This window comes from Paenibacillus sp. FSL R7-0128, from assembly GCF_038002245.1.
Classification (GTDB): domain Bacteria; phylum Bacillota; class Bacilli; order Paenibacillales; family Paenibacillaceae; genus Paenibacillus_AQ; species Paenibacillus_AQ silagei.
In genome coordinates this window covers 445,640-461,103 of sequence record NZ_JBBOCD010000001.1, presented here as the reverse complement: position 1 = coordinate 461,103, position 15,464 = coordinate 445,640, and the positions used below count along the sequence as shown (strand labels likewise).

The window sequence follows — 15,464 nt, the reverse complement described above, 5'->3', positions numbered from 1 at the left end:
TTTACATCCAGTCCTGTCCCTGGAGTTCAATCAGCTCTTTGAGCTCATGGTTAGACATCTCGGTCAACCAGTTCTCGCCGGAGCCGACGACCTGCTCGGACAGGCTTTTTTTGCGTTCAATCAGCTCGTCGATCCGCTCCTCCAGCGTTCCCTGGCAGATCAGCTTATGCACCTGTACATTCTTATGTTGTCCAATCCGGAAGGCGCGGTCCGTCGCCTGATTCTCTACAGCCGGGTTCCACCAGCGGTCATAGTGCAGCACATGATTCGCCCGTGTCAGATTGAGGCCTACGCCTCCCGCCTTAAGCGACAGAACGAAGAAGGCCGGACCGTCCCCCTCTTGAAAAGCATGCACCATCTCGTCGCGCTCACGCTTCGAGATGCCGCCATGCAGGAACAGCGGCGTCTGCCCGTATCGTCTGGCCAGCCGGCTGACCAGCAGTTCGCCCATCGCTACATACTGGGTGAAGATCAGCGCCGATTCGCCAAGCTCAGAGATGCTGTCGAGCAACTCGAACATGACGTCCATTTTGCCCGAAGGCTCACTTCGCAGGCTCCGCCCCTCGTCCTTGCGGAACAGCTGGGGATGATCGCAGATCTGCTTCAGCTTGGTCAGGGAAGACAGCACCAGTCCCCGCCGGGCCATGCCCGAACGCTCGCCGATGACGCCTAGCATCTCATCCACAACCCCCTGATACAGCGCGGCCTGGGTCTCCGTAAGCGGACAATAGGACTTCAGCTCAAGCTTCTCCGGCAGATCCTTCGAGATATCCGGGTCACTCTTGAGACGCCGCAGCAGGAAGGGCGAGACCAGCCGGTGCAGCTCACGCAGCCGTTCGCCGCCCTCTCCCGACACATAACGCTGGCGGAAGGAATGATACGTCCCCAGATAACCTGGGTTGAGAAAATGAAAAATCGACCACAGCTCGCCCAGCCGGTTCTCCACCGGAGTCCCGGTCATTGCGATCCGGTGCGGCGCGCTCAGCTTCATGACGCTCTGCGCCTGCTTGGTGCGGTGATTCTTGATGTATTGCGCTTCATCCAGCACAACCGTGGACCAGCGCACCCCGGCCAGATCCTCGCTGTCCCGGCCCGCCAGATGGTAGGTAGTTAGCACAATCTCATGGCTGGCCGCCAGTTCCCTGAATCCTTCACCGCGCACCCGCCGCCCTCCATGGTGAATATGCAAGCTAAGCGAAGGGGCGAAGCGCTGCAATTCCCGCTGCCAGTTGCCCAGCAGCGAAGTCGGGCAGAGGATCAGCACAGGCTCCTGCTTCTCGCCCGGCGGGGCATTCAGCGCCCGGTCGAGCAGGCAGGTGATGACCTGCACGGTTTTGCCGAGGCCCATGTCATCAGCCAGGCAGACGCCGAAGCCGAGATTGCTGAGTGCCGTAAGCCACTGATAACCCCGCTCCTGATATGGCCGTAGCGTTCCGTTCAGATCCTCCGGCACCGGACGCAGCGGCATCCCGCGCAGCACATCGCCGTGCATGAGGGAGGCCAACAGGCCAGAGGTCTCCATGCCGGTAACCGACATTCCCTTCCACAGCCGCTCTTCACCATCTTCAGCCTCCAGGCGCATCCAGTCGGCTGCGGTCATCTCTCCGCTCTCACCACGCTTAATATATCTCAGGACCTGACGAACTTCCTTCGGGTCCACTTCAATCCATTCTCCCCGGAAGCGCACAAATGGCACGCCTGCTTCCACCAGGGCATTCAGTTCCTCCTCTGTGATGTCTGAATCTCCCAGAGAGGCTTCAATACGGAAAGAGATCAGCTCTTCCATACCCAGCGCAGACTGCACCGGGCCATCCGCTGCACCCGCCGGGGGCTGCATCTTCATTCTCATGCCGATCCGCCGCCGTCCCTCCCGGCTCCAGCGCGAAGGCATCTGCACGGTAATTCCCCGTTCCCGCAGCTGCTGCACGCTCTCCTTCAGGAAGAAATACAGCCGCTCCGGCGGCAGCTCAATCCCGCGCGGGGCCGGTTCAGCCAGCGAGCGCCGGATGTCCGGCGAACTCTTCGCCGCCCGTCCCAGCGCAGCCAGAAGCTGCTGCTGAATATTGCGGTAACGCTTGCCCCATAGGGTGAATTCCCGCTCCCGGCTGCTCCACACCGCTTCCGCCGGAATCCAGAATTCCCCCTCCTCCCGGCTCTCCGCCCAGAAGGTCAGCTGCCACAGCTCGCTCTCCTCCGCCGGAGGCTCCAGCCGCAGGCCCAGGCTTAGCTGTCCGCTGCGGGCCTCCTCGGTCTCGAAATGCGGCACCTCATGGCCCGCCGTCTCGTTCACCACTGCCAGCAGCTCCGTTACCTCAGCCGGAGTCCCCTGCACGGGGATATCCCGGCTGCCCGTGAGCAGACTGTTCCACCACAGCTCCGTCAGCGGAGAATAGCCGCGGCGGTAATTGGCCTTATACGGCGACAGCACGCTCTCATGGGCGGCAACCACATTCTTGATCTCGGCGGTCATGACCGCCTGCAGGAAGGAATACAGCACATACCCGCCCGCTTCCTCCCGCGAGGACAGGTCGCCTTCCTCAGCTACGTGTGTGCCAAGTGCAAGCACCGGCATGGAAGCCGCCATCTGCAGGAAGAACTCCTTATCCGCCTCTTCCCGGAACGCCGGTGACCAGCATACGGCAGCGGCCTGTTCGCCGCCGCGCCGCCGCGAACCGATCTTGCGCGGCGGCTGGGCGCCGGGCACAATCCCGCCCTTGCCCATCAGCTCCAGCGCGAAGCGGGCGGCTGCCGACCAGTAGCGCAGCTCCCCCCCGGGTTCAATGCCCTGGGCACGGCTCGCCTGCTCATCCCAAGCCAGCAGCAGCTCGAAGGCATCCTTCGGCGACAGCGCCAGCCCTTCCAGCGTGCGTCCGGGCAGTCCGCGCCGCGCCGGTTTGCCCTCCACGGCGGCGGCCGCAGGATACTTCACTTCCGCCAGCCGCAGTGCAGCACCCGCAAAAGGACGCCAGCCGCTGCGGAGCTCCAGCCGTTTGATCACGCGTGTCCATGCGTCCACCTTCGGCTCGGAGGTTTCGCCCGAGAAGCAGAATAATACGTCCCCTAACCATATTGCATACAGATGCTTAATCATTGTTGGTTAATCTCCATTCTTGTGAGCAAACAGCAAGAGCAGCCCTTCCAATCCGGAAGACTGCCTCCTGCTGCGCGAGAAATATATTATGAAGCTGCACCGGCAGCAATAGCTCTAGCCGTACAGCCTTCCTGTTACGTTGTCTGCTGCAACTTTTTCTTCATCCCTTCATCTTATACGAAAAAGCCTATATTTAAAAACTTTTCTGCACATTTTCTGTGATTTTCAGCAGATTGTTGTTCAGATCAGGCGATTACTGTCCAGATAGCGTTGCAGCAGAAAGAACCGGCCCGCCCTCTCCAGGCTAGCCGGTCCTGAAATCCTGTGCAGCAACTCGTGCTGGACTACCAAAATCTGACGGGCTACATCTACCTGCCCTCTAATCCGTACCTGCCAGAATCCGCAGCTCCCCGCCCCCGGCAGCATCCGCTACCTGAACGATGATCGCGCCGTTCTTGCCGTTCCGGGCCCAGCCCAGCGCCCCCTCATTCAGCTGCTCCAGGCTAATCTCTGCCAGTCCCTCCACCGCAGCGACAGTGAAGAACGGATAGCAGAGCGCGAAGCGGAGCGTCTCCCGGCGCGGCTTATAATCATGCACCGCATACGCCCACTTCAGTGCAAGCAGACCTTCCCCGCCTTCGGCCTGCACGGCAAGCTCCGTACACTGCCCCTTGCGGTAGCTGAAGCTGTGGCCGTCATCCTCATACAGCTTGAAGGACGAAGAGAAGCCCGCAGCCGCTTCCGCCCCGTAGAGGTGGAAGATGATCTTCTCCTCCGTGTCCTCCAGCGCATACTGTCTCAGCGGGCCTTCAGCCACGAAGCTGCCGGCCTTCACATACATCGGCATGATGTGCAGCGGTGCAGCCGCAAGAATATGCCGTCCGCCTTCGTGAATCTCTCCGTCCCAATAATCCAGCCAGCGGCCTTCCGGCAGATAGACAGAGCGGTGATCCGTATCCGGGCGGTAGACCGGGGCAATCAGCACATTTTCACCCAGCAGGAACTGGTCACACAGGTTACTGACATGCGGATCACGCGGATATTCAAGCACCAGCGGACGGATGACAGGCAGACCACTCTTCTCCGCCTCATGAAAAAGATTATACAAATGCGGCATCCAGCGGTACCTCAGTCCGATGAATTCACGCAGAATCCCTTCCACCTCTTCCCCAAAGGACCACGGCTCCTGGCGCAGCGTCCCGATGGAGGAGTGATTGCGGCAGTATGGGAAAAAGACGCCCATCTGCGTCCACCGCACCAGCAGCTGCGCCGACGTATGATGGGCGAACCCGCCGATATCCGGCCCCGAGAAGGCCAGCCCGGACAGCCCCATGTTGAGCACCATCGGCATCGCCATCGCCATGTGCTCCCAGAAGCTGCGGTTATCGCCGGTCCATACGGCTGCATAGCGCTGGATGCCCGCATACCCCGCACGGGTCAGCACAAAGGGACGCTCACCCCCCATATGCTCGGCCAGCCCTTCATAGGTCGCTTTGGACATCATCATCCCGTACAGGTTATGGTATTCCTCATGCGTCACCGGCCGCCCGTTGTTGAAATGCATCACATCAAGATCCATCGTCTTGGTCTCATTGAAGACCGCAGGCTCGTTCATATCGTTCCAGATGCCCTGAATGCCAAGCTCTGTGTAGTATTTGTGCAAATCTCCCCACCACTCGGCGGTCCGGCTGTCGCTGAAATCAGGAAAGGCACTGATCCCCGGCCACACCTCACCGAAGAAAATATCGCCCTCCAGGCGGCGGCAGAAATGCTTCTCCAGCACCCCTTGCTTATACACCTCGTATTTGGGGTCTTTTTTGACGCCGGGATCTACAATCGGGACAATGCGCACACCCAGCTCCGCAAGCTCCGAGATCATTTTCTGCGGATCAGGGAAGTTGACAGGGTCGAAGGTGAATACGCGGTACTCGTCCATATAGTGGATATCCAGATAGATCACATCGCATGGGATATTCTTCTCACGGAAGGTCTTGGCCAGCTGCAGCACCTCCTGCTGATTCATGTAACTGTAGCGGGACTGGTGATAACCGAGCGCCCACTTAGGCGGAAGTGCGATCCGGCCGGTGAGCGTGGTGTATCTTCGGACGACATCCTTCATCTCGGGCCCATTAATGAAATAGATATCGTAAGCTCCCGTAGAACAGCCAATGGTAAAAGCAACGCCGTGCGAGCGCATGTCAAAATCACTCCGGCCCGTATTATCCAGAAACAGCCCGTAGGAGAGGTCACCGTGCATGTGGATAATGAGCGGTATCGACTCATAGAGCGCTTCAATCTCCGGCAGATGAGGGGCGAACACATCGGTGTTCCAGTTCGTATAACGCTCCCCGCGTTTGTCCAGGAAGCTTGATTTCTCACCCAGTCCGTAGAAATGCGAGTCCGGCTGCATATCATATTCCGCATGGCTTGCGCCGCGCGGGTTCCAGCTCGCCAGATTCTGCTGCATGATCACTTTTCCGGATGTATTCTCCACACGGAGCAGAAACGAGGCCTTCTCAATAATTAGCCGGATAGCGCCTGTAGAAAAAATGAGCTGCTCCTCCGTCTCCTCTACCGGAAACAGATGCGGAATACAGCACTCCTTCAGCACAGCCTCCGAGGTGGTCAGGTCCGGTACCTTGCTATGGAAGACCTTCATCCGGAACATATCATCGCTCAGGAAGATAAAAGCCATCCCGGCGCATTCCCCCCGGACGATGTAGATATTCTCGGAGCGTTCCCAGGACACCACGCTGCCCGGCGTGTTCCAGGTCTCCTTCATCACCATCGGCCCCATCTTCTCGGGGCGTATCGCCTCACTGCTCTCCATGAATCTTCTCTCCCTTCGCTGCTTGCTGATCTACTTCTTGACTACATATTACCCCGGGCCTAAGGAATACTATCCGCGATTCTTATGACCAATTGGTCATTTTTTTTGCCGGATTAGTCTTAATTGCCGCCACAGCGGGTATATTCTATATAGGCCAAGGTCAAAACGTAGTTATCAAACAAGTTAGGGAGTGGTCATATGACTAGAACTAATCCTTATAAGTGGGGGAATTTACTGCTCTTCCTCGGCGTCATTGCCGTCAATACCCTTTCGGTCGTCCTGCCGCTTGGCGGGAACAGCACCGCCGAAATCTCGGACAGGTATCATACGTACCTCACACCGGCCGGATATGCTTTTTCCATCTGGTCCCTGATCTATCTGCTGCTGGCCGGATTCATTATTTATCAGTTCCGCAGCGATACCGGGGGCAGGGATTCCGTCCAGCGGATCGGGATTTGGTTCATGCTCAGCTGTCTCTTCAATATGGGCTGGCTGCTCCTCTGGCATTACCTGTACATTGAGCTGTCGCTGGTGGCGATGGTGCTTCTGCTGCTCTCCCTGATCGTCATTTACCGCAAAACCCGCTTCATCGCAGATCCCACGACAGGCGAGAAATGGCTCGTGAAGCTGCCGTTCAGCCTCTACCTCAGCTGGATCTCGGTAGCCACCATCGTCAATGTCAGCGTTGTGCTGGTGAAGAACGACTGGGGAGGCTTCGGACTCAGCGGCCCGTTCTGGGCCGTCATCATGCTCTGCGTCGGTGCTGTGCTCGCTGTGCTGGTAAGCTTCCCGTACCGGGACAGCATCTATCCGCTCGTCTTCGTCTGGGCCTATATCGCCATTGCTATCGAGCATAAGGACACGAATGAGGTGTATTTCACCGGCCTGATTGCAGCAGGCCTTCTCTTGCTCTACAGTATCTGGCTGCTGCTGACTCCGCGCCGTTCCCGCAGCAGATACTAAATAAATTGAACTAATGGTTTTCTATTTTGGGATTAGCCGTGACTCCAGAGAAGTTTTGATTCAAGTTCAATCTATGTAGATATGCTTATATATGCACGCAAAATCCCCCGCACGCCTGATTCACGTGCGGGGGATTTCGTTGTACCATACCCTTACCGGTTGTAACCGGCCTGGGTTATTTCTTGCGTGCTACCGCTTCGATCTCGACCAGCGCGTCCTTCGGCAGACGGGCTACTTCAACGGCACTGCGGGCCGGGTAAGGCTCGGTGAAGAAGGTGCTGTACACCTCGTTAACCGCCGCGAAATCATTCATATCCTTCAGATACACGGTTGTCTTCACCACCTGATCCATTGATGCTCCGGCCTCTTCCAGGATGGCCTTCACATTGTTAAGCGACTGGCGTGCCTGCTCCTGCACACTGCCCGGCAGTTCCGCCGTCTCCGGGTCCATTCCCAGCTGGCCTGAAGTGTAGACCCAGTTGCCGGCAACAATGGCCTGGCTGTAAGGGCCGATCGCTCCTGGAGCTTTCTTTGTAGCTACTTGTTTTTTGGTCATAGTGAACGCCTCCTGCATGCTGTACGCGGCCTGTAGACCGCTATGTACATTCTAATCGTAAGTTTATTGTAAGTCCTGGGGTCTGCGGTTTGCAAACCCTGCTGCCCAGCTAATGCTTGCCAATCACATGAATAACCTCATTGGTGTAGATATGAACGCCGCCTGTATCGGCCAGGGCAATGTTCATCATCGCCCGCGCTACCGTTGCAGCCGGAATGGCCCGGAACTTCGCAGCCTTGCCGACCATCGCGAAATCCAGCGCCTTCATAACCACAGCTGCGGCGCGTTCACCCAGCCTGAATTCTGCCCGGTCCCCAAGGAGCAGAGAAGGCCGGAACAGATGCAGGCCGTGGAATCCGGCAGCAATCAGGCCCTCCTCCGTCCGCCCCTTGATCCGGCTATAGAAGGTGCGCGATTTGGCGCTGGCTCCCATAGAGGACACGGCCAGGAACTGCTTCACATTATGCTCTTTGGCCAGGGCCGCAGCCGCAAGCGGATATTCCAGGTCCACCCGTTCGAACTGCTCCTGCGAGCCCGCCTGCTTAATCGTCGTTCCCAGGCAGCAGAATACTGCATATACACCGGCGAATTGCTCGCTGTATTGCTCAAGCCGGTCCCAATCCACTTGAATCTGTCTCAGCTTCGGATGCTCAAGCGCAAGCGGACGGCGGACCAGTACACGGACCTCGTCCCAATTCCCGCCCAGCAGGTCCCGGGTCAGCGCACTGCCGACCAGCCCTGTAGCTCCCAGTACCAGTGCAATTCTTGTCACCGAAATAGCCTCCTTCTATTCCTCCTTATTCATCCCGCAGAATACGGCGGCCCAGCAGCAGTGCCAGCAGAATCATCAGCACGCCTACCACTAACTGCATGCCGTAGATCTGCATCCACTGGGGCCATTCCTTAATCCATTCATAGATACGGCCGCCCAGCAGTGGGCCGAAGAAGGCCGCCAGACCGGTAAGCGCCGCATACATCGCCATATACATCGGCCGTTCGCGCTTCGGCGTATCGCCAATAATGAAGTTGAAGGCGAGCTGGTTGAAGCCTCCCACACCCACGCCGAACACAATATGGGCCGCAAATAATACCGGAAGCATCGGCAGCACAGACAAGAGTCCCCAGATCAGGGAAGAGACCGCGATAATCGGCAGCGTCCACAGCAGCAGCTTCTTGTTGCTGTGCCTGGCGTTCAGATTGCCCCATACATAGAAGCTGGCCATCATGAAGACCGTCTGCGCGACATTCAGCAGGGACAGCTTCTCATAATTGATATTCAGCAGCTGCAGCATGACATAGGAATACAGCGGCACGGTCAGGTTCTGCAGCAGCAGCCAAGCAGACAGGAACAGCGTGGATTTCATGAACATCTTGTCCTGAAGCGGCTTCCTGAGCATCGGCAGGAAGTCCTTCTCTTCCGATTTCTCAAACGGCACATCCGGGTAGAAGAAGAACACCACAATATTCGAGATCGAGAAAATCCACACTACAATATACAGGATAAGGAATCCGTGTCCGCCCGGATAACGGTCAAGAATAATACCGCCTCCGTACATCACCAGGCTTCCCAGCGCATTAAGGAACGTATTGCGAATACCGAAATACCGGCCCCGGACCCTTGCAGGCACCAGGTCACTGATGACCGAATTCCAGAGCACACCGCCGGCAGTGTTGGCAATAAAGGCAATGGTATATAGTACGATGAAGGCAGTAACCCAGTGCTCTTGCGGAAAAATAAACGGAACCAGGCCCGTAGATCCCCACAACAGCCGGTGTAAGCCAATAAAAGTCACGAGCGCCCACTTGCGGCTCGGCAGCCTCTGAATCAGGAAAGCCACACCGATCTGTGCGACGTTCACCAGCGTAGTAAGCGCGAGGACAAATCCGATCTGACTGGAGCTGGCACCCAGGTATAACAAAAATCCTGTAAGAAATTGGCCTTGCAGCAGCACCTGGAATATGGTGGATGGTATCCCCTCAAAGGTAGCGATCTGCAGATTCTTGCGGTGTACGGAGGCCTTGCGCAAATCCTTGGAACGGTTCCGCAGCGGCCGGCTTCTCATGATGTTCATGGGGTGTTGACTCTCCTTTGATGCGGCTTTTGCTTCATTCTACTCAGCACCAGGTTCCTGTCAATACACCGAAATCACAAATAAAGTTGGAGCTGCGGGGATTATACGGACGCGTCTGAATGCAGTGGTAAATATAAGGAGAATATACTGCCCTGGCCTTCGCGGCTATGCAGGGTAATGAAGCCGCCCAGGAGCCTGGCCAGATCATTGCTGATAGACAGGCCCAGCCCCGTACCGCCATACTTGCGGCTGACATTGATATCCGCCTGTTCAAAGGCCTCGAAGATCAGATCATGCTTCTCCGGGGGAATGCCAATTCCGGTATCCTGCACCTCAAAGGCAATCCATTTCTGTGCAGCAGCCCCCTCCTGACGTTCCACTACACGGATATTCATAGTGACCCCGCCAGTCATCGTGAACTTGAACGCATTCGAGAGCAGATTGCGCAGAATCTGCTGCACCCGCTGGGGGTCCGTGTAGATTACCGCAGGCACCCCTTCGTCCAGGGAGACACTGAAGGTGAGCTGCTTCTGTCTGGCTAAGACGCCGAACTGCTGGACGAGCAGATCAGGGACCTCGCTGGTATTTAAATCCTCTATAATAATATCCAGCTTCCCTGCCTCCACCTTGGACAGATCGAGAATATCATTGATGAGCGACAGGAGATCCTCCCCGGAGCGGTGAATGATCCCCCCATATTCAGCAAGCTCCTCCGCACTCAGGGACTCACCGCCTTCTTCAATCATCTGGGACAGGTTGATAATGCTGTTCAGCGGGGTTCTTAGTTCATGGGACATGTTCGCCAGGAACTCCGATTTGAACTGTGAGGCTAGCATGAGCTGCTTGGCTCTTTCCTCGAGCACAATTTTATTCTTATGCAGCTCCTCCGTCTGCTCGGACAACAGCTTATTCGCTCTAATGATCTGTCCTGTACGCATCAGGTCCAGATGAAAATCGCGGATAATCAGCGCGAACAACGCACTGAGGACAAGGCCTGCGGGAAAGGTAACCGGCAGAATCTTCGTTATGTAATCATGTGTGGGAATGACCCCAAATACGGCAATATTCAGCACATTCACTACATTGACTACCAGAATAGTAGCAATTCCCTTATACATCACCGATGAAGACGAACGCTTCATCTGTACGCTTAGCGCGGCACAGACAAAGCCCAGGATAGTCAGATTCAGCACGCCTACCAGCGCTGCCTCGTTTACTCCAAAGGTCAGGCGCGTAAGCCCGGTTGCGATTCCGATGATAATCAGGACCAAGGGCTGGGGGTAAGCCAGTGTAGAGATGATCAGCGGTACATACCGCAGGTCAAAAATGACATGCTCATGCAGTCTGTAGCCGAAAAAGGTGCTGATCCACCCTGCAAAGACCGCAAGCAGCACCCAGCTTACTCTTTTTACAGGCTCGGATGCGTGGGTTACAGTGTACTTGTATATTAGATTCGCCAGATACGACAGAGTGATTAGTAAAGCTGTATTCACAAAAAAGATTTTGACATATTCCATGGCTTCACTCCTGCAGCGAAAATAAGTTCACAATAATATTTATAGTATCATACTGGAGGAATGAAAAACATGAAGCGTGAGAGCTATTGCATATGTATATGTATGAGAGTGATAGCTGCGGAATGTCCCGGGGACAGCAAAAAAGCGCAAATCAGATACGATTTGCGCTCTTTCCTTGAAATATAAGATTTTATATGTTTTACGCTATAAATTATCCTTCTGATTAGCTGCGGTGGGAGGACTCCCATTTATGGTACTCCGCTTCGGCTTCATCCTTGGAATGGCCGTAACGCTCCTGCAGCTTGCCTACCAGCTTGTCTTTTTCACCATCGATGATATCCAGGTCGTCATCTGTCAGCTTGCCCCATTGCTTCTTGGCTTCACCTTTAATCTGCAGCCATTTACCTTTGATCACATTGTTATCCACTACAAGCTCATCTCCTTAGTTGTCTATTTAATGTCTGGCGAAAGCTTATAATTGCTTGTGAACTATTACCCCCATGACTTTTGGCTGAATCGCCAGGCTGTGCAGGGGCTGCACCTACAATTGCTTGAAACCATGCAAAACAACTCAACTTTTGTCACATAAAAGTCTTTTTAAAAAGCTATTCAACTATCTTAAAATTTGATATACTTCAGAAGTAAATTTATTTATGATTTAAGTGATTATTTTCACATGATAGTTCCATAGCTTGTGCTAAAATGCCATCGAACAAGAAACGATATGATTAAATTTTTTCTTATTGCCTGCCGATATATGTCGTATGCCTGCTACAAAAAGGGACTTAAGACCGAGATGAAAGTGACATTTATCATTTATAAAGTGATTTTTATCACTTCCACCGCTATTAAAATGTTTTACATTTTAATATATATATTTTAAACTATTTTCTTGGAGGTCATATCAAAATGAAAAAAGCTTCTGTAATCTTGTCGAGCGCTCTGGTATTGGGTACTTTACTCGCAGGTTGTGGCAACAGCAACAAAGCAGAGAACGCTGCTGCAACAACAGCACCTGTGGCAACTGCTACTGCTGCAACTGAAGCAACTACTGCACCTGCAGCCGAAACAGGCAAGTACCAGGACGGAACCTACTACGGTACGGTGGATGCCGATCCAGAGACTGGCTGGCAGACCTTTACACAACTGACTGTAGAAGGCGGCAAAATCACCAAAGCTGACTGGAATGCTTTCAATGTTAAAAAAGCGGGCGATTTGAAGAAAAAAGTATCTGAAGACGGCAACTACGGCCTGGTAAAAATCGGCGGAGCGAAGTCCGAATGGCATGAACAGGCTGCTCTTGCTGAAGCTTACCTGATTGAAAAACAAGATCCTGCTGCTCTCACTGTAAATGCTGAAGGCAAAACAGATGCAATCTCCGGTGTATCCGTACACGTTAGTGATTTCGTTGGCGCGGCTCAGGCTGCACTTGCTGCCGGCCCTGCACAAGCAGGCCCATACAAAGATGGCGGATATACTGCTGAAGGTGAAATGGATGCTAAATCCGGCTGGAAGTCCACAGTAGCTCTCTCTGTTGCTAACGGCAACGTTGTAGCTGTTAATTTCAGCGGTGTGAATGCTGCAGGCGACGATAAGAAACAATATTCTGTAGATGGCAAATACGGCATGAAAGCCGGCGGCGCTGCTGCTGAATGGCATGAAGAAATCGCCCTTGCCGAGAAATACTTCCTTGAGAACAAAGGCGTAGCTCCTACCCTGGATGCTGAAGGTAAAACAGATGCAATCTCCGGCGTATCCATCCACGTTGGTGAATATTTCACACTTGCACAAAAAGCACTCGAAGGCGCGAAATAATTATTCGCTACCCTTTTGCAGCTAATCAGATGAATGAGGTGAGTTTCTCTTGAAGAAAATAGTCATTTTGGGCGGCGGCTACGGCGGCGTACTCACGGCTAAGAAACTGGCAAAGAAATTTAAGAACGACAAAGATGTAGAAATCAAACTGATCGACCGAAATCCATACCACACTCTTTTGACTGAGCTGCATGAGGTTTCTGCGAATCGCGCACCTGAGGATTCGATCAAAATTGACTTGAAGAAAATCTTTGCCGGCCTGAAGGTAGATGTTGTTCTGGACGAAATCAGCAACATTGATTTCAAGAACAAGAAGCTGAAGTCCGACAAAGCCACTTATGCTTATGATTATCTGGTCATCGGCACAGGAAGCAAGCCAACCTTCTTCGGAATCCCCGGAGCAGAAGAGAACACCTTCTCCTTCTGGTCCTATGATGATGCAGTTGCCTTGAAGCGTCAAATCCGCGACATGTACACCAAAGCTGCGAAGGAAAAGAACCCGGCTACACGCCGCGCTATGCTGACCTTCGTAATTATCGGTGCCGGCTTTACCGGCGTTGAGCTTGTAGGTGAAATGGCCGAGCAGCGCGATGAGCTCTGCAGAGAATTCTTCATCGATCCTTCCGAAGTGAGATTAATCGTGGCTGATATGGCTCCGAAGATCCTGCCTATCCTGCCGGATAAGCTGATCCAGAAAGCCGAAGCCCGTCTGCGCAAGCTGAAGGTAGAAATTGTTACAGGCGCCAAAATCACCGAAGTAGGCGCAGGCTCTGTTGCCCTCGGCGAGAAGAACATCGTGGATGCACAGACAATTGTCTGGACAGCCGGTGTTGAAGGCTCCGAAATTGTCGGCAACCTTGATGTTCAGCAGCAAGGCCGCAAACGTATTGTTACCAATGAACACCTTGAAAGTGTTGACCATAAGAACGTATACGTTGTAGGGGATAACATCTTCTTCATCCCTGAAGGCGAAGAACGTCCAGTTCCGCAAATGGTTGAGAATGCTGAACAAGCGGCTCCGGTTATCGCAGGCAATATCACTGCCGATATCAAGGGTACGCCTAAAAAAGCATACAAACCAGGCTTCCACGGCACCATGGTTTCGATCGGCAGCCGCTACGGTGTAGCGAACGTTGGTCTTCCGGGCAAGTTCTTCATGCTGACCGGCTTCATGGCTATGTTGTCCAAACATTTCATCAATATGTTCTATCTGTCACAGGTTGTAGGCTTCAATAAGGTCTGGACTTACATGATGCACGAGTTCTTCCATGTTGAGAACCGCAAGAGCTTCGTTGGCGGTTACTTCTCCAAGCGCTCGCCGAACTTCTGGCTCGTTCCGCTCCGTATGCTCCTTGGGGGAATGTGGTTATATGAAGGTATAGAGAAGATCCGCAAGATCTGGGTTGATCCGAATAAGATTTTCCTGATTCCTGCGGCTCCTTATGCAGACGCCACATCGGCAGCAAGTCAGGCTGTGGATGCAGTCAAAACTACCGTAGATGCCCAATCTGCCGCTTCCGCAGTATCCACTGCCAAAGAAGCTGTATCGGCTCTTCCGGTTCCAGGCTTCATTTATGATATCTCTAACTGGTTCATGGATCTCATGTTCTATAACCCGGATGGTTCTTACACCTTCCTGGCCAAATGGTTCCAAATCGGTATGGTCTGTGCCGAGATCGTCTTCGGTGTAATGCTGATCGTCGGTCTGTTCACAGCTATCTCTGCTATAGCTACGATAGGTATGGCGGTTATGATCTGGACCACCAAGATGGCAGCAACAGAAATGCTCTGGTATGTTGGGGCAGCGATTGCCTGCATCGGCGGTTCCGGCACCGTGTTCAGCCTGGATTACTATGTTCTTCCTTGGCTCAAGAAGCAGTGGAAGAGAATACCTCTGGTCCGGCGCTGGTATCTGTATACCGACTGATGAACCGGGTAACCGGTGGTTAAGAACTACATCCATTTATAACAGCAGCGTATGCACAAGCTGCGCTGCTGCAAGCTGAATAGGATATTCTTAAGAGTAATGTGTCCCTAGGACACATTACTCTCCTTGTTTAACGAGGTGAAAGTACATTTATATGTTCGTTTTCAACAAAATGGTTTTGTAGGGATAATCAGGGATTCGGTTCTATCCAGCAAAACCGACATGAAGGAGAGAAGCTTGTGAACCAAAAAATCGCCCAAGATACATTCCGGTTGCTTCAGGCTGAGATGTCTAAGATCGCCGGAATTCAGTTGTCTCTCTCTCCGGCAGAATGTGAGCAAATGCTCTCGGTACTGGAACGCCATGATCTGGAATATGACCGCAAAACCCATTTGCTAGGTATTTATACCATTCTTACCGTGGCAGCACAGCGCCATATGGAATGTGTCCCACATCATCCTGACCTGACCCGTAACATTTTGGATGGAGATTACCTGTACAGCTTCTATCTGCAGTTTGCAGTGAAATGCCGGGAGCTGGATCTGGTTGCCTACATGGCCCCTTCCATCAAAAAAATGCAGATCGCACGTTCAAATGGAGAGTTCACCGAACACAATCCGGCCCGGGAGTTGGATGAATTCCTCATTCAGGAGCGCAGACAACGAAGCCGTACCAGTAAAGCCATTTGACAGG

The 15,464-nt window shown here is 53.6% G+C and carries 11 protein-coding genes; 4 read left to right on the top strand and 7 right to left on the bottom strand.

The features are described from left to right. Position 1: 1 nt before the first annotated feature. A complete protein-coding gene (locus NST26_RS01915) occupies positions 2–3,091 on the bottom strand; it encodes a DEAD/DEAH box helicase (protein ID WP_339253246.1) in 3,090 nt (1,029 codons plus the stop codon). A 379-nt stretch (positions 3,092–3,470) separates the two neighbouring features. Further along, a complete protein-coding gene (locus tag NST26_RS01910; RefSeq protein WP_340978366.1) occupies positions 3,471–5,921 on the bottom strand; it encodes a glycoside hydrolase family 31 protein in 2,451 nt (816 codons plus the stop codon). Between the two features lie 198 nt (positions 5,922–6,119). Between NST26_RS01910 and NST26_RS01905 the strand changes: the two genes are divergently transcribed. Next, complete coding sequence (locus NST26_RS01905; RefSeq protein ID WP_340978365.1) at positions 6,120–6,884, top strand: tryptophan-rich sensory protein; 765 nt, start codon at positions 6,120–6,122, stop codon at positions 6,882–6,884. Between the two features lie 175 nt (positions 6,885–7,059). Here the strand turns inward: NST26_RS01905 and NST26_RS01900 are convergent, their stop codons facing one another. The 5 genes from NST26_RS01900 to NST26_RS01880 form a co-directional block, all read right to left on the bottom strand. Then, positions 7,060–7,440: a RidA family protein gene (locus NST26_RS01900; RefSeq protein WP_036722134.1), complete on the bottom strand. Its 381-nt coding sequence runs from the start codon at positions 7,438–7,440 to the stop codon at positions 7,060–7,062. Between the two features lie 109 nt (positions 7,441–7,549). Then, entirely contained in the window at positions 7,550–8,212 is a 663-nt protein-coding gene (locus NST26_RS01895; RefSeq protein ID WP_339253239.1) for an oxidoreductase, read from the bottom strand. Between the two features lie 25 nt (positions 8,213–8,237). After that, entirely contained in the window at positions 8,238–9,512 is a 1,275-nt protein-coding gene (locus tag NST26_RS01890; protein WP_036722129.1) for an MFS transporter, read from the bottom strand. Between the two features lie 101 nt (positions 9,513–9,613). Beyond that, on the bottom strand, positions 9,614–11,029 hold the full coding sequence (locus tag NST26_RS01885) for an ATP-binding protein (protein WP_036722127.1): 1,416 nt from the start codon (positions 11,027–11,029) through the stop codon (positions 9,614–9,616). A gap of 223 nt (positions 11,030–11,252) precedes the next feature. Further along, positions 11,253–11,456, bottom strand: coding sequence for a CsbD family protein (locus NST26_RS01880; RefSeq protein WP_036695255.1), 204 nt, complete (start codon positions 11,454–11,456; stop codon positions 11,253–11,255). Positions 11,457–11,938: 482 nt separating this feature from the next. On the opposite strand from NST26_RS01880, the gene NST26_RS01875 reads away from it, so the two are divergent. From NST26_RS01875 to NST26_RS01865, 3 genes are all read left to right on the top strand, one after another. Continuing rightward, positions 11,939–12,844 carry a hypothetical protein gene (locus NST26_RS01875; protein ID WP_036722123.1) on the top strand — a complete coding sequence of 302 codons (906 nt, stop codon included), beginning with the start codon at positions 11,939–11,941 and terminating at the stop codon, positions 12,842–12,844. Between the two features lie 49 nt (positions 12,845–12,893). After that, positions 12,894–14,771, top strand: coding sequence for an FAD-dependent oxidoreductase (locus NST26_RS01870; RefSeq protein WP_036722120.1), 1,878 nt, complete (start codon positions 12,894–12,896; stop codon positions 14,769–14,771). A 239-nt stretch (positions 14,772–15,010) separates the two neighbouring features. Then, positions 15,011–15,460, top strand: coding sequence for a hypothetical protein (locus NST26_RS01865; protein WP_036722118.1), 450 nt, complete (start codon positions 15,011–15,013; stop codon positions 15,458–15,460). Positions 15,461–15,464 lie beyond the last annotated feature (4 nt).

What these genes read in the sequence shown, in the direction of transcription:
- NST26_RS01915 (WP_339253246.1), bottom strand. Translation starts at nt 3,091, where the DNA reads ATGATTAAGCATCTGTATGCAATATGGTTAGGGGACGTATTATTCTGC.
- NST26_RS01910 (WP_340978366.1), bottom strand. Translation starts at nt 5,921, where the DNA reads ATGGAGAGCAGTGAGGCGATACGCCCCGAGAAGATGGGGCCGATGGTG.
- NST26_RS01905 (WP_340978365.1), top strand. Translation starts at nt 6,120, where the DNA reads ATGACTAGAACTAATCCTTATAAGTGGGGGAATTTACTGCTCTTCCTC.
- NST26_RS01900 (WP_036722134.1), bottom strand. Translation starts at nt 7,440, where the DNA reads ATGACCAAAAAACAAGTAGCTACAAAGAAAGCTCCAGGAGCGATCGGC.
- NST26_RS01890 (WP_036722129.1), bottom strand. Translation starts at nt 9,512, where the DNA reads ATGAACATCATGAGAAGCCGGCCGCTGCGGAACCGTTCCAAGGATTTG.
- NST26_RS01885 (WP_036722127.1), bottom strand. Translation starts at nt 11,029, where the DNA reads ATGGAATATGTCAAAATCTTTTTTGTGAATACAGCTTTACTAATCACT.
- NST26_RS01875 (WP_036722123.1), top strand. Translation starts at nt 11,939, where the DNA reads ATGAAAAAAGCTTCTGTAATCTTGTCGAGCGCTCTGGTATTGGGTACT.